Origin of the sequence: Pseudoalteromonas sp. NZS71 (assembly GCF_015864715.1) — a bacterium.
Lineage (GTDB): Bacteria > Pseudomonadota > Gammaproteobacteria > Enterobacterales > Alteromonadaceae > Pseudoalteromonas > Pseudoalteromonas arctica.
Genome location: NZ_JADYWS010000001.1, coordinates 131717 through 155177 on the forward strand (window position 1 = coordinate 131717; position 23461 = coordinate 155177).

A 23461-nucleotide genomic window follows, 5' to 3' on the forward strand; every position below is an offset into this window, starting at 1 on the left:
TTACGTATATTATTTGTAATTAAAAAATAAAAACTTATGCTATATTTACTATCTAGCTAAGTATCATCCTATCTTCCACTGAGAGTGTTTATAAGTGCGTTTGAGCAAACTTTTTTTTCATATCACCATTGTTTTTTTACTATGCATCCAAAGCACTTTTGCATCACAAAACTATGCTCAACAATTACAACGAATTTCTACTGACGAAGGTCTCTCGCATGGTTATGTTGTCAACATTCAAGAGGATGATATCGGCTTTATATGGGTAGCGACTCAGCAAGGTTTAAACCGTTTTGATGGGTATCAAGTTACCACGTTTGACGGCGGTTTTGGTTTAGATAAACATTACATATATGCATTATTAAAAACAAATGATGGTAAGTTGATAGTTTCCACCGATATTGCAGGTGCATACATTATTGATCCAATAACGCTAAAAACAGAAAAAATTTACTCTGGACAAATAGATAAAGAAAAGCAGCTTTACTCTCCTATTTCAGCAATAGCTGAACAGCATGGTCTTTATTATTTAGCCATAGATGAACAAGTATTCAGATACGATAAAGCAAGTAAGCTTTTTGTATCAATATTAAGCTTACCTAGCAAAGATGATTATATCCGAGCATTAAAAATCGACAAAAATACACTCTATGTGGGCGCTAATAGTGGTTTATTTACTGCAAACTTAGCGACTAACCAATTAGTTGAATTGCCATTTCATTCCCCTGAGAAAACAACCGCAGACAATAAAAATGTAAAGTTTTTAAACGTGGATGACGAGTTAGGTTTACTCGTCGGTACTGTTGAAGGTATGTACCAAATTGCCTTTAATGATAATAAAGAAATAGACAGTTCAAATATAACAACCATAATCCCAGACTATAATATATGGGAATACATCAATAGTATTTACGGCGAATTTGTTGCGACAGAAAAAGGTTTATATAGCTACCATCGAGAAACTGGAGAGTTTGAATTCATATTAAGCTTTGATAAAAGTAAGTTTGATGTAAGTGAAAACTCTATTAATGATATTATGATCGATAAGTCTGGTACACTTTGGCTTACCTCAAGAACCCAAGGCGTATTTACTTGGCCAATTAAATCACGCCGATTTAAACATATACTTTTACCTGGTAACAATACCATCCACAAAATTTATCAAGACAAAGATAATATCATATGGCTTGCTACCGATGATGGCATTGCCCGTTATGATCCACTCACTAAACAAACCGATATTTTTCTCAATACCACCGATCCCAAAGCTGCATTTGGTAATGCTGCTATTTACGATATATTTCCATCATCAATAGGAGACGATTACCTATGGTTATCAACTTTTAATGGTTTTCAATTTTTTGACAAGAGAAGCGGCGAAATTATTGAAAACACAGGTGCTAATAAAGGTTTATTAATACGATATGATATATTTGGTTTCGCTCAAATAAAATCGAATGAATATGCATTTTTAACTGATAAAAACTATTATGTACTCGATGAAAAAACGGGCAAATCTAGAGTTATAAAAGGTCTTAAAGAACTGTTAGACCCCATTAATGCCTACTCGTTTCATACCCCATTAGAAAGCCACCCGAATGAATTTGTTATTGGTACAAATAAAAACCTATATAGGTACAACGAGAAAACACAAAAATTAACACGTATCTTTCAAACTCTAAACCCTAAGAATGGCCTTTTTACAACGATAGAAAACTATTATTTAGATTCAAAAAGAAATATTCTCTGGTTAGCCAGTACCTATGAAGGTTTATTTGGTGTAGACCCAATAACCTACGAAATTAAGCATCACATTGGCTCAAAAAATGCTGTTAATACTGACGAAATATATTCCCTCTTACCTGACGAATATGGTTTTTTATGGATTAGCACTAAAAATGGGTTATATCAGCTAAACCTCGATACGCTTAGTTTGGCAAGTTACTCAACAAAAGACGGCTTAGTTACGAACCAATTTTCAGCTATTGCCGCAATACCACTAAATGATGGTCGGCTTATGTTTGGGACTAACAACACAGGCGCTATTGTATTTGACCCATCGGACTTTTTAAAACAAGAACAGCTTAGCCATCAAAAATTAGCCATTACAGATATTAACCTTTTTACGAGAGAGCTGAATTATATACCTAATAAATATCTCAACATGCCTCTTGAGTTAGATTATGAGGATATGGGCTTAACCGTTAATTTTTCCACCTTTGCATACCCGAATGTCGAAAAAACGTATTATAAAGTAGTTCTTGATGGACCCACTTCGCTTTCCTACGAAGACTTAAGATCTAATCATGTCTTTTTCACTAAACTCCAACCCGGTAATTACTCGCTAACAATATCGGCACATACTAAAGAAGGGCTTAGAACCAGTGATCTGATAAGCATTCGAATAAATGTAGCCTACGCACCATGGAAGTCGCCCTTTGCTATTGCCGCCTATGTAATTTTAATAATTGCCGTGTTGTTTTTCATTTTTTGGCAATACCGCAGCCGCCAAGTTGCAATAGAACAAGCGCATAGAGCCACTATTCATTCGCAAAAGCAAACAGAACTCGCGCTTAAAAATAACAAAAGCGGCGTGTGGGATTATAATTTTAAAGATGCTTCCGTAAGTACGCTCAGAGGAAGTGAATTAGGCTATACAGGCTTACCTGTACGCGTACACATAGAACAATTTTTAGCGCTAATACACAAAGATGATCGACGTCGTTTTGAAAACCAATGGGAAAACTACTTCAAGTACAAAAAACAGCAAAACTGGCAAGCAACTTATCGTTTACAGCATAAAGAAGGGCATTGGTTATGGTATCAAGATACAGGACAAGTTATATACGATCCTCAAACAAATGAGCCGCTATATGTTTCTGGCATATATACCAATATCACTGAGCAACGGGCTAATGAGCAACAAGCAAAAATTTTAGGTGAAGCGTTTAGCCAAATAAACGACTGGTTACTTATACTCGATAAACATTTAATGCCATTTTCTGCGAACAACAGTTTTATTGAAACGTTTTCAAATGAACAAGCAGCCACTAAAATTAGTCCAAAATTATTTATTAGGGCCATTGGTAAAGATAAATGTAGAGAGTTTGCAAATATTCTAAAAAAATTAAAAGCTACAGAAAACTGGCAAAGTGATGCTTATATAAAAACAGCAAAAAGTAACGAACATCCAATACATATAAGCGCCACAGCCGTAACAAAAGATACTGCAAGCTACTACGTAGTTGTTATTACAGATTTAACTGAGCAAAAACGTGCTGAAAACGAATTGCGCTATTTGGCTAATTTTGACCCTCTAACACATCTCCCAAATCGTAGTTTAATGTATCAAAACATTGAAAAAGCGATTAAACATGCCAATGAGAGTAATACACAATGCGCATTATTATTTATTGATTTAGATAAGTTCAAACCTGTTAATGACTCTTTTGGCCACGCAGTTGGCGATAAGCTGCTTTGTAATATTACCCAAAGAGTAAACGGTATGCTTGGCGCAAACGCAAAACTTGGTCGCCAAAGTGGTGATGAATTTTTAGTGCTGATTCAAAATATAAAATCGCTTCAGTCTCTTCGCGATACAGTAAGAAAAATTAGTAATGAGTTAGCTAATAAAGTAATTATTGAAGACTTCTCTATTAATATTTCAGCCAGTATTGGCGTAGCTCTATACCCATTCGATGCTGTAACCACCGATATACTTATCCGTAATGCCGATGTTGCGATGATGCACGCTAAACAAGGCGGGAGAAACGACTTTAAGTTTTTTAGCGATGAAATGAATGAGCTGATAAAACAAAAATTACTGCTCGAAAATGATTTAAAAGATGCAGTGAAAGACAACCGATTTTTTAATCACTATCAACCCATTATCGACATAGAAGAAAAAACAATAAATGGCGTGGAGTTACTCATGCGCTGGAAAAATGAAGGCCAGTTAGTATCCCCAGCACTTTTTATTCCGGTAGCAGAAGAAACCGGTTTAATAGAGCTCCTTACTGAGCAAGCATTGCAACGAGCTCTTATTGAAATTGCACCTATACTAAGCGCAAACCCATTGTTTTATATATCTTTAAACTTATCTCCTAAACACATTTTAAAAACAAACATAACCCAGCGGCTAATGTCCATATTAGCGGACTCTCAAGTTCATCCAAGACAATTAAGACTTGAAATAACAGAGAGTATTTTACTAGAAGATAAACTCAAAGCAGCCAAGCAGCTACAAAACTTAAAAGCTGCTGGGTTTAAATTACTACTTGATGATTTTGGTACTGGTTACTCGTCACTCACCTATTTGAGCCAATTTCCTATTAATGTTATTAAAATAGATCAAAGCTTTGTAAACAGTATTGGTATAGATAAAGGTGATGAGTCGATTATTAAAACCATTCTTTCGTTGGCCGAAAACCTAGATCTTTACTGTATTGCAGAAGGAGTAGAAACGCGCGAACAGATGATCTTTTTAGCCGAGGTTGGGTGTACTGTACTGCAGGGTTATTACTTTGCAAGGCCAATGGATGCTAAAGACTTACGTAAAAGCGATTGTTTTAGCAATATCTTTGATTTGATTTGATTTGAAACATTAAAAGCGTGCTAATCATTATTACACGCTTTTATATTAATTAGATGCTACTAATGGATGTGATGGCATTCGTGGCTTTCTATTTGTAATACACTATTGCGTACATTAAATTTTTCAGCTAACAGTTGTTCTACCTTCATACGACATGCTTCATCGTGTTTTTCAATAGTACAATGCTCTTTAAGTACAACGTGCGCCCCGACTACTACACCCTTATATTTACGCGTTACAGTGACGTTATGGACATTGTGAACATGCTCCATATCTGTAATCTCACTTTCAATATCTGCTACTTTAGGGAGTTTTGCCTTATTTAAGCGTAAACCTTTTATACAACTAATAATAACCTTAATACCGGTAAACAACACGAAAGAGGCGATTAACATGCTCGATAAAATATCGATAACAACCCAGCCCGTAAAATATATAAGAATACCAGCCACAAATGTCGATACGGTAGAAATCAAATCAAAGAATGAATGTAAAAATACCGCGTAAACATTAATACTCGCTTTGCGGCCTTTATATAAAACCCATGCAGCAGCACCATGAAACAAAAAACCAATAGCAGCAATAACCGACATTAAATAACTATTAATAGCCAGCTCATTTCCTTCATGCTGGTGTATATAGCGCTCACCACCTTCATACAAAATAATTAAACTGATTGCTAGGTATAAAAATCCGTTCACCAGACCACCCAAAAGCTCGGCTCTTTGATGACCATCGTTATAGGTTTTAGCAAAATGAATAGCGAGACTTGATGCAATCAGTGCGATGAATAACGAGCTATTGTGAACAAACAAATGCCCCGCATCGGCAAGTACAGCAAGCGAATTAGAATAATAAGCACCTATAACCTGAATTACCATAAACGAACACGTAATTGCTAGCGCAATAAGTAACCGACGACGAGAAGCTTGGTGTGTAGTGATTTCTGTCATGAAATGCTTGAATAACCTATACTTAAAGTGCAAATAAACCAAAGATGGCTTAGAGTAGAAAAGGGTAATGATATACAGTATCAATTATAATACGTACCGCCCTCAAACGCACTAAAAACTTAGTAAATCAAAAAAAATGTGCTAATAATTAGTAGGGCTTGTTGAACTTCGGTGGTTGAATTTGCAGTAGTATTTTTGTTTTTTAGGCAAGGCAGAGTCTATGTAGTGTGGCTATTCCCCATAAATAGGCAATAACGCAGTATAAATACAAAACATGCGCTGCCCTTTGAGCTCGATCTAAGGACGATTAACACGCCCAAGTAAAAACAATAAAAAATACAATAGATAACAATTTAATTGTGGCTTAAACACATGGAGAGTTGAGTGAGTAATAACCTATCAGATGAAATATGGCGAAACTTGGAGTTACTGCCGTTTTGTGTATTACTTTATGATGCCAATGAAAATATATTTAAAGTTAACAGCCAAGCACAGGACTTGTTTGGCTTAAAAGACCAATCACATTTTAATAAAATTGATTTTGCACACATCACTTTGACCAATCATCACAGTAAAAAAGAACTGTTAATCGAAGATCTATTCTTAGACTATTTTACAGCAAATAATCAATGCCTGTTTGCTTTATCAAAACAAACATCTAAATTACTACTCAATGTAAAATTTGCAAAATTACCTAACTCACATTCAATTATTATCATTGATATATTAAATAACAATGTCGAAGAACAATATGATTTTGATAATATCATTTCGAACATATCAACTGACTTAATTGATATTCAAAACGACGACGTTGATAAGCATATCAACTATGCATTAAAAGCTATTGGTACCGTATGCCACGCAGATAGAAGTTATTTATTTAAGTTTGCCGAGGACGGTAAAACAATAAATAACACTCACGAATGGGTAAATAACGATATACAAGCATTTAAAGACGACTTACAGGACCTTCCAAAAAGCGACCTCCCTTATTTTTTTACTTTAATGGCCCGTACTCACTTATTTAGAGTTAACGATGTAACGTTGTTACCTATCCAAGCAACGAGCGAAAAAATAATTTTTCAGCGACAAAAAATAAAATCAGTACTTTGCATCGGGTTACGTTATGACAAAGAGCTCGTTGGCTTTATAGGCTGTGATTGCGTTGTTCAAAAGCGAAACTGGACTGATTTAGACCTTATTCGCCTAAGGTTAGTAGGTGAAATGCTTGCTAATGCTTTCAAAAATTTAAATTATAAGCAAGAGCTACAACAAGCTCAACAGCAACTCATTAATGCCAATCATAAACTTAACAAACAAGTTAATACTGATGGCCTTACAAACATTGCTAACAGACGCTGTTTTGATCAAACTTTAAAATGCGAAATAAAGCGCGGCGCACGTAATAAAGAACCCATTAGTTTAATAATGTGTGATATTGATTTTTTTAAGCGTTATAACGATAACTATGGGCATCAGCTCGGAGACGAAGTGTTAAAACGAGTTGCCAAAGCGCTGCATGATCTTTGTAAACGTGAAGGTGATTTAGCCGCTCGTTTCGGTGGTGAAGAATTTGCGATAATTTTACCTGCAGTCGACACAGATCATTGTCAAAGGTTTGCTGTTCTTATTCAGGAAAAAATCGCAGAACTCGCAATTGAACATAATTTTTCAAGTGCTAGTAATTACCTCTCTTTGAGTATTGGATTTTATAGCCTTATACCCAATCAAAAAACAACACCTAAAGAAGTAATAACTAACGCCGACATAGCCCTTTATAACGCAAAAGAAACAGGCAGAAATAAAATAGCCAGTTTTTAAAAAACCGACTAAGTCGGCGCGCTACAGTGAGTTTTAGTGGTTAAAAGTTCGCTGTAGTGATAATCTATACACGCTGAAATTATAAACAATACAACCACTCAGCGTTTAATTATTATAAGGAATGTTTAAATGGATCCAGTCACACAAATTCTCGATATGGTTTTTACTGTTGAGGCTTTTTTACTTGTTTTTGTTATCGTGCTTTTAAAAAGTAGCGTTAAATTTGTACCACAAAACCGCGCCTGGTTAATCGAACGTTTTGGTAAATACCAATCAACTAAAGAAGCCGGCCTTAACTTTATTATTCCATTTATTGATAGAATCTCGGCTGATCGTAGCTTAAAAGAACAAGCTCAAGATGTACCATCGCAGTCAGCTATCACTAAAGATAACATCTCACTTATAGTTGATGGCGTACTGTACTTTAGAGTACTAGACCCATACAAAGCAACGTATGGCGTTGACGACTATACGTTTGCAGTTGTACAACTTTCACAAACAACAATGCGTTCAGAATTAGGTAAAATGGAGCTTGATAAAACATTTGAAGAGCGTGATTTACTTAATACCAACATTGTTGCAGCTATAAACCAGGCATCTGAGCCTTGGGGTATTCAAGTACTTCGCTACGAAATTAAAGATATTGTGCCGCCTAACTCTATTATGGAAGCGATGGAAGCACAAATGAAAGCTGAGCGTGTTAAACGAGCTCAAATTTTAGAGTCAGAAGGTGATCGCCAAGCAAATATCAACGTTGCTGAAGGTAAAAAACAAGCACAAGTACTTGCTGCTGAAGCCGACAAAGCCGAGCAAATTTTACGCGCTGAAGGTGAAGCAACAGCTATTACTACAGTTGCAGAAGCACAAGCAAATGCACTTATTAAAATAGGTGAAGCTGCAGATACAGAGCAAGGTCAAAAAGCAATTCAGCTAGATTTAGCAACTAAAGCAATCGCGGCTAAAGAAGCTATTGCTCGTGAATCATCAATTGTATTACTACCAGACAACGCGACAGATGCAAGCTCAATGGTTGCCCAAGGTATGGCAATCATTAATAGCTTAAATAAAAAGCATCTGGGTTAATAACTAAATAAAGAGGTTTGTATGGATTTTATTACGCAAAATTTACCGCAAACACTTATGGTACTTGGTATTGTTGCTTTAATAATAGAAGTAGCAGTACTTGGCCTTTCTACATTTATTTTGTTGTTTTTTGGATTATCGTTATTCCTTACAGGATTATTAATGAGTTTTGGTATTTTGCCTGACTCATTAACAACAGCCCTTTGGAGTAATGCAGTTGTAACAGCTGGCTTGGCCGTTGCACTTTGGAAACCATTAAAACAAATGCAAAATCGCGTAGATAAGAAGCAAGTGAATAGTGATTTTGCTGAACTTACTTTTGTACTTACTAGCGATGTAACAGAACAAGGTTTAACTACACATCAATATTCAGGTATTAGCTGGAAACTCAAAAGTGAGCAACCAATTAGCGCCGGTACTGAGGTTTTAGTAACCAAAAAAGAAGTGGGTGTTATGTGGATTAAGCCTAAAAGCTAATCATCACTTTAAAACAAGCACTGTGTATAATAAATTACAGTAAAACGGGCGGCTCAAACTGCCCGTTTTTTATGCCTGAGATTTGAAATACAGCGCCTTGTTCACTAACAGTATTATTAATCGATTCATCAAATGCCGATGTCACAAGTAACAATTCAGCATTTTCACCACCAAATGCGGTGCATGTCGGTTTTATTGCACAAAGCTTTATTGTTTTAATTAGCTCACCGCCTGGGGATAAACATATAACACACCCCATTCCCCAAACAGCTAGCCACAAATTACCTAATTGGTCGGTTACGCAGCCATCGGGGTCAACATCAGTGTTATTAAATTGATAAAAAACACGTGGCTCAGAGCAAGGTTCGCCAGTTTGCTCATCCAAATCTAATACATAAATACAACTCGTTAAAGAGTCGCAGTAATAACCGCGTAAACGTGGCTTATCAAAGCACAATCCATTTGGGATACTCAAACCACTTACAACGGCTTTAAGCTGGTGTTTATAATAACGGTATATTTTACCGTAACCTTTTTTAGCATTTACGTTCATTGTACTTAACCAAAAACCACCCCATGGATCAGCGCGGCCGTCGTTTGAACGCCTATTTAGTTGTGTATTTTCAATATTAAGAATAAGGTGGCGAGTGCTCGAATTAATATGGTATTTATATAAACCAGTGCTTGTACCTAGCAACAAGTGCTGCTCATCAATCCACGCTATTGCACTGAGCGTATCGGGCATATTAACTGTTTTTGGTTGGCTTTCGCTGTGTATTTTTTTGCTTAAAAGTAATTTTTTATTTATGTCGACCCAAAAAAAAGTATTCAGCATAGGGTGCCAAAGAGGACTTTCTGCAAGCTGATTCTGTGTGCTTTCAAAAATGGTTACGCTAGGGTCAAACATAAATACTTATTCTTTATTATTAACAAAGCCTTGTAACCCAAACCTTACCAGAAAACAGTGAATTTCGCGATGTGTACCTGGCTTTAATTTATCAACACGCCCTAGTGACTGCAAAATCAATATCATTGGACCACCGGCTAATTTTAAAGTTGGGCGTACCACTAAAAAGTTTGAAATACTTAATAGTGGTTACAACATGGGAGTTGATACTGCTAAGGCCTTTTTAGCTAAATAACTGCATTATTTAACCTAATAATTGCGGTGCTTTACCCGCAATAACTGCGGTTAGTAAACCAGCTAACATAGCTCCCACAACGGTGCATATTGCACCGCCTAAAATACCGTAAACACTCATAAAACATATCAGCGCTAAACCAAATAGCAGTGCACTTAAAAATGTTTTAGTCGCTAATGTAAGTGTGTTTTTTCGTAGGTTGAGCATCATTAATAATAAACTTACCATCGCAATTGTAATTAGTAGCTCGTTCATGCGGGTTGTACCTCAATTTGTAATTTTTGTGTGTTTTTTATTTTTAAGACAACAAACATACACACGATACCCACCACCATAAAGCTTATATCTACTACCGCGACAAGCGAGCTATTAAGGTTAATAACATTGCTAACGCCAAGTAAAATATTAAGTGGCAGCACCAAAGCAAGCGAAGCGCCGCATAGTAAAAGAGTCAGCTTAAAGTAGTTTTTATAACCTATGGGTAATACACTTAAGAGTAACCATGCCAACCACGTATAAAAGAACACGGGTCCAAAAAAGCTATTTTGCGCCACACCAACAACGCTATAATTAAGTAAAACTTGCACAGGAAATAGCACAAAGCTTGCTAATACCAAACCGCCACAACTGCCAATAATAAAACGATTCCAGCGTGCATATGCCTGCATACTCAGTGAAGGGCTACTGCCACGTGTGCGCTTTGTTAGCCACATCATCATGCCCGAAATAGGTAAAAGCGCAGTACTTAAGCCAAGCAATACCCAAAGTAATTTTACAAACACTCCTGCAAAGTTCCCAAAGTGCAGCGGAAACATCAACTCAATTACTTTTATCGAAACACCTGAAATATCACCAAAACTACTCATCGACTGCACAAACTCACCATTGCCCTGATAATGCAGTAACTGAGAAGCAACAGCCTCGCCACCTAACAAACGCAAATATACCTGCGCATTCGCATCGTTATGCGCCATTATTGTGACATCCCTAATTATTGCTTCAGGGTAACGACTATGAGCATGCTCTAAAATAGTGTCTATTTTTGTAGGTTGCTTAATGTGGCTAACTACAGGCTCAGGAATAGCGGTAAACGTTTCTATTAACTTATCTTGATCGCCACCAAAGCTCACAAACGCAGCTGCTGGTAGTAAAATAATGGTTGCGAGCCCTAAAAATGATCCTGTAAAACCAATCACAATATTAAATACGCTGCCCCAAATACCTATAACCTTATGAGCATCGCTTACTGCAATATCTAACCCTTTATCTCGCCTAAACGTAAAGAGCTCTTTTATCAATTTGCGATGAATAAACAAGCCTGTCACTGCACTTACTAAAAGCGTTAAACCTAAAAACCCAGTGAGTATTAACCCAATTGGTCGCCCTAAATGCAAATCTGCATGAAACTCACCTATATAAGTTGGCGCATCCGTTTTTTTATTGGCGTAAAACTCTTTACTAGGCCCATAGTAAGTATTTTCCAGCGCCAACGTATTGGGATGAAATTGAAATACTCTGGCCACCTCTTGGTCGTAATTTTCATCGCCATGGTGAGATTCAAATACCAACGTTAACAAATGAAAGTTATGCCCACTTGGTAAAAACACATGAATGTTTTCGCCAAATTCACTAGGTACTTTTTTATGGTATTCGTTTACTAGTCGGTTAATTTGCGCGCTGGCAACGTATTGGCTAGATTGTAGTTCTGGATTAGCCCATATTTTTAACTCAGGTCGCGACAGAACTGCTAACGCCCCACTAAATGCAACAATAAATAGCAGTACCGCAGTAATAATTCCTACCCAGCTATGTAATAAAAATAGCTTTTTTAAAGTAATCGACTTCATCCCTGCCCCTGCGTTAACGCCCAAAAACTCAATAAACCATGTAATACACACAATGCAATCATTACTACAAAAGGTTGCCATACTTTTTGCGCCAAATACGCATAAATAAACAACGCAGTCCAAATAATAGGAAAGAGTAAAATAGGCAGTAATATTTGTTCATTCATTTGAAACGGTAAATAGGTTGTCATACCCGGAATCATTATTACCGCTGTAACTAGCGCTAATACACACGCAATTAAGTGCCTTCGCCGTGTAGCTGTAAACGTTTTTTTATTATTCATTATTCGCTCAATAAATTTGCCCAAACATATACAAAACATCACATGCAAATGATAACAATTGTCATTATATTGTGCATTTAATGCTTAATGCAATTTATTAAACAAATTAAGCCTAAAAACACTGTTGGTTTGCCTTAAGAGCTTTTATGCTACGCCTCGCAATTTAGGTACGCAGTAATGCGTCATTTCAGTTAAGCCGAGTTCGGGCTTTTTAATTTTTCAGGAAGCAGTAAACCGTGGATATAATTAACGCAATTATTTTAGGTATTATTGAAGGTATAACAGAATTTTTACCCATATCATCAACTGGGCACTTAATTGTAGCGTCAAAGTGGTTAGGCATTGAATCAACAGACGCTAACCTCGCCTTCGAAGTAATTATCCAGCTTGCCGCCATTTTAGCGGTACTAGCCAACTATAAAGACAAGTTCAGCCCTAAACATTTCAATTTATGGGTGAAAGTTGCCATTGCATTTATTCCTTTGGGTATTATTGGTTTTATATTTAGTGATGTAATAAAAACACTGTTTAGCGTACCGGTAGTAGGTGTTATGTTTATTGTAGGCGGTGTGATTTTTTTACTATTAGAGCGCAGTTATAAAGAGACTCACTGCACAACTACCGATGTAACCAAAGTTACTTATAAACAAGCTCTTTGGATTGGCGTAGCACAAGTATTTGCGTTAATTCCAGGGACTAGTCGTGCTGGAAGCTCTATTGTTGGTGCCATGTTGTGTGGTTTAAACCGAAAAGCCAGCGCTGAATTTTCATTTTTACTTGGTTTACCTGTACTTGCAGCAGCCTCAGGGTACGACTTACTTAAACATTACCAACTGTTTAGCTTAGATGACCTAACTGCCCTTGCTGTGGGTTTTTTAACGTCTTTTATAGTCGCTTACTTTACTATTAAACTATTCATACGCTTTCTAGAAAATTTCACTTTTGTTAGTTTTGGTCTTTACCGAATCGTATTTGGTGTTATTTTATTAACTAACCTGAATTCTGGTTAAGAGATTTAAAAACACTATAAATAATAACGATATTTAAGTCTGTTTCTCTCTAGCTAGAAATTTTTGGTGAAAACAAGGCGAATTTACGCGTCAATAGCTGGTCTATTGCAAGGAAATTCAACGCAGTTAGCGCTAAAAATAGCTGCTTGAGATAGATTTATTATCCAGAACTCAGGTTAGCTATAGCCTACACATAAGAGAATATTATGAGCGAAAAAATAAACGAAGAAGCACTCCACGCCCTAAAAATAGCTTTTACTTACATGCCTAAAGCGATTGAGGTGACAAAGTATGAATATGGCGAGCGCTACCAAAGCGTGCTTGATCACATTGAAGCTGTACGTGAAACACTGCTTATTAACGATGTTGACCCAGAGGAAGTAGGCGGCGATATCAACCCGCAATATACCCCAAATTCAACGTATTAAAAGTATACCGCTGAGTATTATATGCTCGGCGGCATGTTGCGCTATATACAAGGGCCTGTTTATCTTTCGAGGTTAAATTTGCAGCAGACTGTTTGGTATTTAGGCAAGGCAGAGCCTATGTAGTGTGGTTATTCCCCATAAATAGGCGATAACGTAGCATAAATGCCAAACATGCGCTGCCCTTTGGGTTCTGCCTAGGGACAATTTACTCTTTGTTGCTCGGTTTTTACTTAGCCCAACTACTATTAATAAACCACTAACTTAGTTCATAAAAACATAAGGTTATAAAATTTAATACGTATCAATTTTAGTTATTAGTAATTAAAACTGCTAAACTGGATTTTAAACTAATACCAGTGCCCTAATTGGCCTATGTATTATATAAATTGAACAAAAGCTTACGGGGTGTTTTCTTTTGAATTTTTTACGATGTTTTCACGATATAGTTTCTAATCAATCTCTTGATTTTGAAAATAAAATTAATAAGCTCTTAGTGTTTGGGTTAGAAGTATTTGACCTTGAGCTAGGTATTATTAGTAAAGTAGATGAAAACAGCTACACCGTTTTATATGCCAAAACCCCTGACAATTCACTTTTACCCGGTACCGTGTTTGAATTACAAGGCACCTATTGCGTACATACGCTCGCTGCAGGCTCTGCACTTGCCTTTCATAAAGCATCTCAAAGTGCAATTGCAAACCACCCATGTTATATAAACTTTCAGTTAGAGTCTTATATTGGCGCGCCAATAAAAATTGGTGATAAAATATTTGGCACCGTTAACTTTTCATCCGCAAAAGACTCCCTCGCTTTTAACGATGATGCTTACGACTACATCGAATTATTTGCACAATGGCTTGGATCGGAATTTGCTCGCACCCAAGCTAAAGAACAACTAATAAAAAATAGTAATACTTTATTAAAGTTAGAGCACGTTGCAAATATAGGTACGTGGGAGGTTGATCTAGTCTCCGATAAAATTACCTGGAGCGAGCAAACATATCTCATACATGAAGTGGATGAACAATTTCAACCGCAAATGAATTCTGCAATCGAGTTTTATAAAGAAGGCCCAAGTCGTGAAGGCATTACTCGCGCGGTAGAATTAGCCATAGAAAAAGGCAAAAAATGGAATCTAGAACTAGAAATAGTAACCGCTAAAAATAAACACTTATGGGTGGCTACCTTTGGTGAGGCCGAATTTGATGAAGGCCGATGTGTCCGATTATTTGGCACCTGCCAAGATGTAACCGAATCAGTAATGCTACGAGAAGAGCTTAAACAAAAGCAAGCTCAAGCAGAGCGCCTACTTGAAGACAGAAGCATGCTCTTTGCTAAAATCAGCCACGAATTAAGAACCCCACTGAATGGCATTACAGGTATGCTAACCACATTAGTTGATGAACACAGTGAAGAAGTTCGCGCTGAAAAAATTAAAATAGGACTTAGAAGCGCCGATATTTTACTTAGTATTATTAACGAAGTGCTCGATTTTTCTAAAATTAATCATGGTGAGCTAAAGCTTGAACCTACTGACTTTTTACTAAAAACAATTTTTACCGATTTAACTTCTTTATATACACCTCTATTTAAAAACACGCATGTAACGCTACAAGTAAGTAATACAATTGATGACAACTGCTGGGCGTTTAGCGACAACACACGCCTTAGCCAGATTGCTTCTAACTTACTGAGTAATGCACTTAAATTTACTGAAAATGGTTCAGTTACACTAAACACCAGCCTTTCTAAAATAAAAAATAAGCTAAGTTTAAATATTGAAGTGTCTGATACAGGTCGAGGAATGAGTAAAGGCTTTTTAGAATCACTGTTTTCTCCTTTTTCTCAAGAAGTAGATGCTAAAAATTCAAAAGGTGGAACAGGCCTTGGCCTTGCAATAGTAAAAGAGCTTGTTGAATATATGGGCGGAAAAATAAAGGTAAAAAGTACACCTAATAAAGGCACTACGTTTTTAGTAAATATTCCTATTGAGAAAGGGACAGAACAAAAACAAGAAAGCCTTAAATCAACGTTAGATATCAATGGCAGTGAACTATCAGTGCTTGTAGTCGATGATAACGATATTAATAGGTTGGTGCTTCACGCTTCTTTAGGCAAACTTAATATTAAAGCCGACTCTGCAGTTGATGGCCAAGATGCTGTATTAAAATGTCGCCAAAAGCATTATGACCTTATTTTTATGGACTGCATAATGCCCATACTCGATGGATTTGAGGCAACAAAGCAGCTTAGATCAGAAAAAATCTGCTCGCATGAAGAAACCTACATAGTGGCTATAACTGCTAATACTTCATCACAAGATAAACTTGCCTGCAAACAAGCCGGTATGGATATGTTTATATCAAAACCTTTTAAACTACCCATACTTGAAAAAGCAGTTATTAACGCGCTTGAGCATACCGCTAAAGTTAGCTAACGTTTGTAGTCAACTGATTGGTTAAATAAGGATATAAAATTAAAAACATAATTAGAACTATATTACTAACAGTGCTTATTGTTGCGGTATTTAAAGCCGTTTCCACTGGGCAATGGAGCTCATCAATAACAATAGTTATCGTATCTGGCGTATTGCTGTTAGTTACATTTATCAGTGCTAAGTCATCACGTGGATCATCCGCTTATACTGGCGGTGGGTGCGATTAAATCGTGTGCTAATTCTTAAGCATTAAAAAAGCCGCCTTTGGAGAAGGGCGGCTTGGGTTAACAAACAGCTATGGGTGTAGCCTTGCTGTTATATCAAGAGAGTTTTTACTAATTACATTAAGCAGCGCTTTGATCAGCTTCTTCAGAGTGACGAATTAAATAATCAAATGCACCTAAACTTGCTGTTGCACCGCTGCCCATTGCAATAATAATTTGTTTAAACGGAGTATTGGTTGCATCCCCCGCGCCGTAAATTCCTGGTAGTGACGTTGCGCCTTTAGCATCAATCAGTATTTCACCAAATTTACTTAATTCAAGGTCGCTGTCTTTTAACCACTCGGTATTTGGTATTAAGCCTATTTGTACAAATATACCGGCAAGTTCAAGCTCTTTGCTCTCTCCCGACACTCTATCTGTGTACATTAAGCCAGTTACTTTTTTACCATCACCAAGTACTTCGGTTGTTTGTGCACTTTTGATAATAGTAATATTAGCCATGCTTTTAGCTTTACGAATAAGCACTTCATCAGCACGTAGTGTGTCTGCAAATTCAAGTACCGTAACGCTTTGCACAATATTAGCTAAATCGATTGCCGCTTCTATACCTGAATTACCACCGCCAATTACGGCAACAGGTTTACCTTTAAATAAAGGGCCATCACAATGTGGGCAATATGCCACACCATGGCCGCGATATTCTTGCTCCCCTGGTACGTTCATTTCGCGCCAGCGTGCACCAGTGGCAAGTACGAGCGACTTAGCTTTGAGTACTGCGCCATTTTCAAGTGTAATTTCGTAGCCATTGTTATAACCAAGTGCCGCTGCACGCTGATTATGCATTACATCTACATCGTATTCTTTAACGTGCTCTTCAAGCTGGGCAACCAATTTTGGCCCTTCAGTCGCCTTAATCGAAATAAAGTTTTCTATTGCTAATGTATCTGCAACTTGTCCACCAAATCTGTCGGCAACAATACCTGTATTTAACCCTTTTCGTGCTGAGTAAATCGCAGCCGATGCGCCCGCAGGCCCGCCACCAATTACAAGTACATCAAATTTATCTTTTTTACTTAGCGATTCAGCTTGGCGCTGTGCCCCTTTGCTATCTACTTTATTGAGTATGTCGGTAAGGCTTAGTGCACCTTGGCTAAATGGTTCGCCATTTAAATATACAGCCGGTACAGCTAAAATATTTCGCTCTTCTACTTCATCTTGAAATAATGCGCCATCAATCATGGTCGCTTTAATATTGCTGTTTGTCGCTGCCATAGTATTAAGTGCTTGGACTACTTGCGGGCACGTTTGGCAACTTAAACTTATATATACTTCAAAGTTAAGTTCTTGAGTAAACGATTGTATTTGTTCAATGTCTTCGCTTTTAGCTTTACTTGCGTGTCCGCCAGTATGTAAAAGAGCTAACACTAAACTTGTGAATTCGTGGCCCATAGGTACGCCTGCAAACGTAATATGAGTGTTTTTAATAGGTGAATGTACAACCATTGACGGGCGACGCGCGCTTGTATCTGGGTTGTTCATTACCGTAAATTTATCGCTCAGTGAGGCTAAATCGTTCGCTAAGCTTTCTACTTCTGCTGATTTTTTGCTGTCATCCAAGGCAATAAGCAGCTCAACAGGTTGAGTAAGCGATTCAAAATGGCTTTTTAATTGATTTTTTATGTTGTTATCTAACATGGCTTAACCCTTTTAGGAAAATTTAAACAGCAAGCCTCCCATGCCAAATAATGCATGTGCTTAAACAAGTATATTGATATAGGAGGCACCAACAAACGGATGTTCGTTGATTTAAGGGCAGTTACCTGCCCTTATAGTAGGAATAAATCTATACTTAGATTTTACCAACTAGGTCTAGTGAAGGTGCAAGTGTGTCTTCACCTGGCTGCCAAGATGCAGGACAAACTTCACCGTCGTGAGTTGCAATGTATTGTGCAGCTTGTACTTTACGAACAAGTTCTTTAGCGCTTCGACCAATACCTAAATCGTGAGTTTCGATAATTTTAATTTCGCCTTCTGGGTTCATTACAAATGTTCCGCGAAGTGCTAAGCCTTCTTCTTCAATCATTACGCCAAAGCTACGAGTAATACGTCCTGTTGGGTCGCCAATCATTGGGTAAGTAATTTTACCAATTGTGTCTGACGTATCGTGCCATGCTTTATGAGTGAAGTGAGTGTCAGTAGATACTGAGTAAACTTCTACGCCCATTTCTTGAAGTTGTGCGTAATAATCTGCAACATCACCAAGTTCAGTAGGACATACAAATGTAAAGTCTGCTGGGTAAAAGAAGAAGATTGACCATTTACCTAGAACATCTTTTTCAGACAATTCTACAAAGTCACCGTTGTGGTAAGCGGTTGCATTGAATGGTTGTAATTTAGTATTGATTAATGAAGTGCTCATGGTATTTCCTCATCTATATTTAATGTATTTAAAAAGTAATCAACGCTCTCGTTTAAAACGACCTTCTGCGTTGGCTTGGTTAATACAATAAGGCTAATGGATAATTAAATAAAATTGATTGTTTAGATTAAAGCAATCGGTTTTTTGGATTGAACTATATAATCCCTGTTATCGTAAGCATTACTTGGATTGTAAACGCTGGCGAATTATTAAGATCGCTAATCGCAATACTGCTACAATAGCCGCGCTTCAAATAAGTCATTAAATATAAGGCACGCCGTAATGGAAAAATTTTTTAACCACATACAACTAGGTTACTTAGGCTTAATCCCGTTTTTAGGGTGTGTGGGTTGGCCGCTTATGTTTGGCAGTAATAGCCTTAACTTAGAGTTTTTTACTTTTTACAGTATCGCCATTTTAGCATTTATGGCAGGTAGCTTGTGGCGTGCCGGAGAGCAAAGCTATAGCAATGCAATTAAAGCGGTATTACCTGTTATCCCAGTTCCATTTTTATCATTTTTACCTGTAGAGTGGGCACTGGCTTGGCTAGGTGCTAGTTTTTGGTTAGTACTTATATTTGAAAAAGCCACGCCTCAATGGAAAACCTATCATAAAGATTATCAAAAAATGCGTGTAGTACTTACCTCTGTTGTGTTTGTGTGTCATATCCTTACTATTGGTATGAGTATTTACCCTAAATAGTGGCTGCAAACTTAAATATTGCGTGGTAATAAGGTAATATCCGCGCACTGCTATTTGAGGACACACCATGATTGACCAACTACGCCAACAACTCGACGAACTTGGCGAAAACTACGTAGAAAAAAACGCTGCATTTAAAATCAAAGTGATCCCATTTTTTTGTGCTATACGCATTAAAAAAGATCATAAAAGCGAAGGTCGTTTAAGCTTTTATTCAAGTCAATTACTCGAAATATTTTTAGTCGTCTTATTTTTGCTATTTGGTTTAACACTGTACGATACAGATGCAGGATTTACTCACGGCCCTATTCATATTGCCTTTGCCATTTTAATTACCTTTAATCTTATTATTAAACAAATCGCAATTGAAGGGTTAAAAACCAGACTTGCGTTTCATCGTTTACTAGCAAAAGACTCACAAACAAATAGCGATATAAATAATACTTCTACAAACATAAACGCTAAATAAAATATGTATTTAAATCCTCAATGGCGAATACTCACCGTAGGCGATGGCGATTTATCTTTTTCGAACGCTATTTACACTCATCTATCGCCAAAAGCTTTGGTTGCATCCACTTACGATGAACAGGCAACTATTGAGCAAAAGTATCAGCACAATGCACTTAGTAACCTAAAAGCGCATAACGTTGAGATACTTAATAGTTTTGATGTAACAAATCCCGCGTGTTGGCAAACTCTAAGTGAAAACCAGCACAGCTTTGACGTGGTTATTTTTCAGTTTCCGCTTATACCTGCGTTTGTTGGCCGTGAAGCATTTGAAAACAACACGCGCCAAACCAGTATGAACGTATTAAACCGCGCTTTACTGCATCAATTTATTAAATACGCTAACGAATACGCGCTTGATAAAAATGGTCCAATGCTGTGTTATATCACTTCAAAGGATGTAAAACCTTATCGAGAATGGAATATAGAAGGGAGTTTAAATAACGGTTTAAACGCTGATTATTTAGGCCAAATCCCATTTGATATTAGCCATTTTGAAGGTTATAAAATTCGTAATGTTGACCGCGATAAACACGTAAAAGACACCAGCGGCATAACTTACGTTTTCAGCCCAAAAAGTATTGATACACATACTAGCGAATTAAGCTCACGTCTTACCAAGCCTGCATACTTTACATCTAACCATTGCCCCCTTTGCCGCGTTGGACCCTATATGGCAAGCGAGGACGAAACCAAGCATCTAAACGCTAAAAAGCATCAGCAAATGCTGCACCTGGAAAGTGATTGGCAACAATGGCTAAATGAGTTTTATAGCTAATTAATAGCCATACTACAGTTTATTTAATTACACCTTTTCGTGTTTAATTAAATCAGCCGCTTTTTCAGCAATCGCAATTACCGGTGCATTTGTGTTGCCGGTAATAATGGTAGGCATAATCGACGCATCGACTACGCGTAAGTTACTTACCCCGTGTACTCGTAAATTAGTATCCACCACTGCCATTGAGTCTTGCCCCATTTTACATGTCCCTACTGGGTGATATTCGGTATCTGCAGTTTGGCGTATAAACTCAATTAGCTGATCATCATTATTTATATCAAGCGGATAGAGCATTTTACCGCGTATGTTATCAAAAGCTTTGCTTTGCATAATAGCGAGTGTTTTTTTAAGACCAGCAAGCATTACAGTTAAATCATCTGGATGGCTTAAATAATTAGGGTCTATAAGCGGTGCACTACGCGGGTTGTTATCAGCTAATGTAATAGAGCCTCGGCTTTTGGGGCGCATAATACTGCTGTGTATACTGTAACCATGCCCAGTGTGTAATTTACGACTATGATCGTCCACCAGCCCAATTACAAACTCTAGTTGCACATCGGGCGCTGGCGAGCCTTCAAATAATTTAATAAACGCGTGCGACTCTGCAAAGTTACTGGTTAATCGCCCTTCTCGTTTACTAAACCAATTAACGCACCCTTTAAAAATACTGGCAATGCCTAGCGGGCTTATACCAAATGTGCCTTTATTTGTTTTTGATTTATAAAGTGGCACCACCGTTAAGTGATCTTGTAAATTAGCGCCAACACCTTCAAGTACGTGCTGAACCTTAATGTTATGTGCGCTTAACTGCTCTTTAGGGCCAATACCTGAAAGCATTAATATTTGCGGCGAATTAATAGCGCCTGCACTAAGTATTACCTCTTTTTTAGCACGTAAATTAATAGCCTCTTTATTACGCTCTATTTGCACACCTTGCGCTATCTTATTGGTTACATTTATTTTATTAACGTGGCTATGGGTTAATACCGTTAAATTGGGGCGGTTTAAATGCGGGGTTAAATATGCTTTTGCTGCACTACAACGCTCGCCATTGTGCTGAGTTACCTGCGATAGACGTGCGCCGCTTTGCTCTTTGCCATTTATATCGTCGCTTAAATTAACGCCCTGCTCAGCACAGGCATTTAAAAAGTATTGGTTTACATCGCTTGGGTTATTTAGCTCTTGTATATGTAGCGGACCTTTTGTCCCGTGCAGCTCATTATTTGTAAATGCTTTATTGTTCTCAGCTTTAATAAAGTACGGGAGTAAACTCTCAAAATCCCATCCCGTATTGCCATTAGCAGCCCATTGGTTGTAATCGTACTTATTACCTCTTATGTAAACCATTGCATTAGTCGAGCTTGACCCACCCAGTACTTTGCCACGCGGCACAAAACCACATCGGTTATTAAGCTCTTTTTGTGGCACCGTATTGTAATGCCAGCTATTTATGCCATAAGGCACACTCGCTGCTATGCCTGCTGGCATTTGCACAAATACACTGTTATCACTGCCGCCAGCTTCAATTAAGCACACACTTACATTTTTATCCTCAGCCAAGCGCGATGCCATAACGCAGCCGCCACTACCTGCGCCAATCACAATGTAATCAAATGTTGTATTGTTCATGGTGTACCTTCATAAAAGTTTTAAACGGCTTTTGCAGTAATAGTGCATAGAAAAACTCAACAAAACTTGATATTTTTAGACATCGTTTATTTGAGGTTAACCATGAGCAGCCTAATCAGAGCCACGTCATTACAAGGTATAGATACCCTAATTAGCGAATTTGGCGGCGATCCGCATGAAATAATGCAAAACTGTAATATTAATAACGTTGACTTTAAAAATCTCGATAACCAATATTTACCTTATCGAGATTACGCTGAGCTATTAGAGTACTGTGCTTGTAAGTTCAATTGTTCTAGTTTTGGCCTTAGGCTCGCAAGTAGACAAAATTTTGATATTTTAGGGCATATTGCAATAGCAGCTAAAAGTAGTACTAATTTAGGTGATGCACTTAATTGGGTTATTAAATACCTTCACTTGCACAGCCCTGCACTTAGCTTAAACTCGCACCCTTTAGAGAATGATAAAAGCTTGTTTTTATCATTCGAAATTAATTTAAAACCATTACCGAACATCAACCAAGTGATTGAGCTAACTATTGGTTTAGCATTGGCTGTTATTAAAAAGCTGAGTAATAACCGCTGCAAACCAATTAATATATTTTTGCCAAAAAAAATAAGTACTAATACTCGTGCCTATAACACTTACTTTGGTTGTAACGTTATAGAGCATCGCAACAGCGCTGGTATTGTAATCTCAAAAAGTGATTTAACTCTTGAGCTTGATCACCCTGAACTAAATAAAGTACAAGCGGCGCTAAGCTTCTTGGCAAAAAACAAAGAACACACACAACCATTGCCCAACCAAGTTAGTGCACTAATTAGGCCTATGCTTCCTATTTATCAATGTAGTAACCAAACTATTTCAGCTGCGCTGGGTATGCACCCGCGTACTCTGCATCGAGAACTTATCAAACATAATACGAGTTTTGTAAAACTTAAAGATGCCACTCGTCGCGCTTTAGCTGCACACTATTTAGCGCAAAACCAATTTACAATCTCAACCATATCTGAGCTTTTAGGGTATCAGGAGCAAGCAACGCTAAGTGTTAATGTTAAACGCTGGTTTGGATGTTCTCCTCGAGCATATAGGACTAAAAAGATGTTAAACTAAACAC

General features: G+C 37.4%; 19 protein-coding genes and 1 pseudogene. 12 read left to right on the forward strand and 8 right to left on the reverse strand.

What is annotated here, in order from left to right; translation table 11 throughout:
• The first annotated feature begins 94 nt into the window (after window positions 1–94).
• Window positions 95–4594, forward strand: a complete 4500-nt coding sequence (locus tag I6E85_RS00585) for an EAL domain-containing protein (RefSeq protein ID WP_024591869.1) — start codon at window positions 95–97, stop codon at window positions 4592–4594.
• A 59-nt stretch (window positions 4595–4653) separates the two neighbouring features.
• On the opposite strand, the gene I6E85_RS00590 is transcribed toward I6E85_RS00585, so the two are convergent.
• On the reverse strand, window positions 4654–5547 hold the full coding sequence (locus tag I6E85_RS00590; protein WP_024591870.1) for a cation diffusion facilitator family transporter: 894 nt from the start codon (window positions 5545–5547) through the stop codon (window positions 4654–4656).
• Window positions 5548–5931: 384 nt separating this feature from the next.
• On the opposite strand from I6E85_RS00590, the gene I6E85_RS00595 reads away from it, so the two are divergent.
• The 3 genes from I6E85_RS00595 to I6E85_RS00605 all read left to right on the forward strand — a co-directional run bounded on the left by I6E85_RS00595 (window position 5932) and on the right by I6E85_RS00605 (window position 8931).
• Entirely contained in the window at window positions 5932–7371 is a 1440-nt protein-coding gene (locus tag I6E85_RS00595; RefSeq protein ID WP_197236452.1) for a diguanylate cyclase, read from the forward strand.
• 129 nt (window positions 7372–7500) lie between these two features.
• Window positions 7501–8454: a slipin family protein gene (locus I6E85_RS00600; RefSeq protein WP_007581832.1), complete on the forward strand. Its 954-nt coding sequence runs from the start codon at window positions 7501–7503 to the stop codon at window positions 8452–8454.
• 21 nt (window positions 8455–8475) lie between these two features.
• Complete coding sequence (locus I6E85_RS00605; protein ID WP_024591871.1) at window positions 8476–8931, forward strand: NfeD family protein; 456 nt, start codon at window positions 8476–8478, stop codon at window positions 8929–8931.
• 34 nt (window positions 8932–8965) lie between these two features.
• On the opposite strand, the gene I6E85_RS00610 is transcribed toward I6E85_RS00605, so the two are convergent.
• Window positions 8966–9838 (reverse strand): SMP-30/gluconolactonase/LRE family protein, encoded by an 873-nt coding sequence (locus I6E85_RS00610; protein WP_024591872.1) that lies wholly within the window; start codon window positions 9836–9838, stop codon window positions 8966–8968.
• A 100-nt stretch (window positions 9839–9938) separates the two neighbouring features.
• On the opposite strand from I6E85_RS00610, the pseudogene I6E85_RS20870 reads away from it, so the two are divergent.
• Window positions 9939–10073, forward strand: a pseudogene (locus I6E85_RS20870) (DUF6363 domain-containing protein); the annotation flags it as partial.
• A 9-nt stretch (window positions 10074–10082) separates the two neighbouring features.
• Here I6E85_RS20870 and I6E85_RS00615 read toward each other — a convergent pair.
• Genes I6E85_RS00615 through I6E85_RS00625 form a run of 3 tightly spaced genes read right to left on the reverse strand, consistent with a single transcriptional unit; the run spans window position 10083 to window position 12204 of the window.
• Entirely contained in the window at window positions 10083–10328 is a 246-nt protein-coding gene (locus I6E85_RS00615) for a hypothetical protein (protein WP_007581829.1), read from the reverse strand.
• Window positions 10325–11920 carry a PepSY domain-containing protein gene (locus I6E85_RS00620; protein WP_024591873.1) on the reverse strand — a complete coding sequence of 532 codons (1596 nt, stop codon included), beginning with the start codon at window positions 11918–11920 and terminating at the stop codon, window positions 10325–10327. The genes I6E85_RS00615 and I6E85_RS00620 overlap by 4 nt, the downstream gene beginning before the upstream one ends.
• On the reverse strand, window positions 11917–12204 hold the full coding sequence (locus tag I6E85_RS00625) for a hypothetical protein (RefSeq protein WP_024591874.1): 288 nt from the start codon (window positions 12202–12204) through the stop codon (window positions 11917–11919). The genes I6E85_RS00620 and I6E85_RS00625 overlap by 4 nt, the downstream gene beginning before the upstream one ends.
• A gap of 236 nt (window positions 12205–12440) precedes the next feature.
• Between I6E85_RS00625 and I6E85_RS00630 the strand changes: the two genes are divergently transcribed.
• The 3 genes from I6E85_RS00630 to I6E85_RS00640 all read left to right on the forward strand — a co-directional run bounded on the left by I6E85_RS00630 (window position 12441) and on the right by I6E85_RS00640 (window position 16079).
• Window positions 12441–13214 (forward strand): undecaprenyl-diphosphate phosphatase, encoded by a 774-nt coding sequence (locus tag I6E85_RS00630; RefSeq protein WP_024591875.1) that lies wholly within the window; start codon window positions 12441–12443, stop codon window positions 13212–13214.
• A gap of 206 nt (window positions 13215–13420) precedes the next feature.
• On the forward strand, window positions 13421–13642 hold the full coding sequence (locus I6E85_RS00635) for a hypothetical protein (protein WP_007581825.1): 222 nt from the start codon (window positions 13421–13423) through the stop codon (window positions 13640–13642).
• 415 nt (window positions 13643–14057) lie between these two features.
• A complete protein-coding gene (locus tag I6E85_RS00640) occupies window positions 14058–16079 on the forward strand; it encodes a GAF domain-containing hybrid sensor histidine kinase/response regulator (RefSeq protein WP_024591876.1) in 2022 nt (673 codons plus the stop codon).
• A 344-nt stretch (window positions 16080–16423) separates the two neighbouring features.
• On the opposite strand, the gene ahpF is transcribed toward I6E85_RS00640, so the two are convergent.
• Window positions 16424–17998 (reverse strand): alkyl hydroperoxide reductase subunit F, encoded by a 1575-nt coding sequence (gene ahpF / locus I6E85_RS00645; RefSeq protein ID WP_024591877.1) that lies wholly within the window; start codon window positions 17996–17998, stop codon window positions 16424–16426.
• A 154-nt stretch (window positions 17999–18152) separates the two neighbouring features.
• Window positions 18153–18722: an alkyl hydroperoxide reductase subunit C gene (gene ahpC / locus I6E85_RS00650; RefSeq protein WP_007581822.1), complete on the reverse strand. Its 570-nt coding sequence runs from the start codon at window positions 18720–18722 to the stop codon at window positions 18153–18155.
• A gap of 282 nt (window positions 18723–19004) precedes the next feature.
• Between ahpC and I6E85_RS00655 the strand changes: the two genes are divergently transcribed.
• The 3 genes from I6E85_RS00655 (at window position 19005) to I6E85_RS00665 (ending at window position 20712) form a co-directional block, all read left to right on the forward strand.
• The gene (locus I6E85_RS00655) at window positions 19005–19424 is read left to right on the forward strand and encodes a DUF3429 domain-containing protein (protein WP_024591878.1); all 420 of its coding nucleotides are present in this window, start codon (window positions 19005–19007) and stop codon (window positions 19422–19424) included.
• A 67-nt stretch (window positions 19425–19491) separates the two neighbouring features.
• Window positions 19492–19893, forward strand: coding sequence for a hypothetical protein (locus tag I6E85_RS00660; RefSeq protein WP_024591879.1), 402 nt, complete (start codon window positions 19492–19494; stop codon window positions 19891–19893).
• A gap of 3 nt (window positions 19894–19896) precedes the next feature.
• Window positions 19897–20712, forward strand: coding sequence for a class I SAM-dependent methyltransferase (locus I6E85_RS00665; RefSeq protein ID WP_024591880.1), 816 nt, complete (start codon window positions 19897–19899; stop codon window positions 20710–20712).
• Between the two features lie 27 nt (window positions 20713–20739).
• On the opposite strand, the gene I6E85_RS00670 is transcribed toward I6E85_RS00665, so the two are convergent.
• A complete protein-coding gene (locus tag I6E85_RS00670) occupies window positions 20740–22344 on the reverse strand; it encodes a GMC family oxidoreductase (RefSeq protein WP_024591881.1) in 1605 nt (534 codons plus the stop codon).
• A 102-nt stretch (window positions 22345–22446) separates the two neighbouring features.
• Between I6E85_RS00670 and I6E85_RS00675 the strand changes: the two genes are divergently transcribed.
• Window positions 22447–23457, forward strand: a complete 1011-nt coding sequence (locus tag I6E85_RS00675; protein WP_024591882.1) for an AraC family transcriptional regulator — start codon at window positions 22447–22449, stop codon at window positions 23455–23457.
• Window positions 23458–23461 lie beyond the last annotated feature (4 nt).

Excerpts from the sequence above, each read along its gene's own strand:
- I6E85_RS00590 (WP_024591870.1), bottom strand. The coding sequence starts at position 5,547 with ATGACAGAAATCACTACACACCAAGCTTCTCGTCGTCGGTTACTTATT.
- I6E85_RS00600 (WP_007581832.1), top strand. The coding sequence starts at position 7,501 with ATGGATCCAGTCACACAAATTCTCGATATGGTTTTTACTGTTGAGGCT.
- I6E85_RS00605 (WP_024591871.1), top strand. The coding sequence starts at position 8,476 with ATGGATTTTATTACGCAAAATTTACCGCAAACACTTATGGTACTTGGT.
- I6E85_RS00610 (WP_024591872.1), bottom strand. The coding sequence starts at position 9,838 with ATGTTTGACCCTAGCGTAACCATTTTTGAAAGCACACAGAATCAGCTT.
- I6E85_RS00615 (WP_007581829.1), bottom strand. The coding sequence starts at position 10,328 with ATGAACGAGCTACTAATTACAATTGCGATGGTAAGTTTATTATTAATG.
- I6E85_RS00620 (WP_024591873.1), bottom strand. The coding sequence starts at position 11,920 with ATGAAGTCGATTACTTTAAAAAAGCTATTTTTATTACATAGCTGGGTA.
- I6E85_RS00625 (WP_024591874.1), bottom strand. The coding sequence starts at position 12,204 with ATGAATAATAAAAAAACGTTTACAGCTACACGGCGAAGGCACTTAATT.
- I6E85_RS00635 (WP_007581825.1), top strand. The coding sequence starts at position 13,421 with ATGAGCGAAAAAATAAACGAAGAAGCACTCCACGCCCTAAAAATAGCT.
- ahpF (WP_024591877.1), bottom strand. The coding sequence starts at position 17,998 with ATGTTAGATAACAACATAAAAAATCAATTAAAAAGCCATTTTGAATCG.
- ahpC (WP_007581822.1), bottom strand. The coding sequence starts at position 18,722 with ATGAGCACTTCATTAATCAATACTAAATTACAACCATTCAATGCAACC.
- I6E85_RS00655 (WP_024591878.1), top strand. The coding sequence starts at position 19,005 with ATGGAAAAATTTTTTAACCACATACAACTAGGTTACTTAGGCTTAATC.
- I6E85_RS00660 (WP_024591879.1), top strand. The coding sequence starts at position 19,492 with ATGATTGACCAACTACGCCAACAACTCGACGAACTTGGCGAAAACTAC.
- I6E85_RS00665 (WP_024591880.1), top strand. The coding sequence starts at position 19,897 with ATGTATTTAAATCCTCAATGGCGAATACTCACCGTAGGCGATGGCGAT.
- I6E85_RS00670 (WP_024591881.1), bottom strand. The coding sequence starts at position 22,344 with ATGAACAATACAACATTTGATTACATTGTGATTGGCGCAGGTAGTGGC.
- I6E85_RS00675 (WP_024591882.1), top strand. The coding sequence starts at position 22,447 with ATGAGCAGCCTAATCAGAGCCACGTCATTACAAGGTATAGATACCCTA.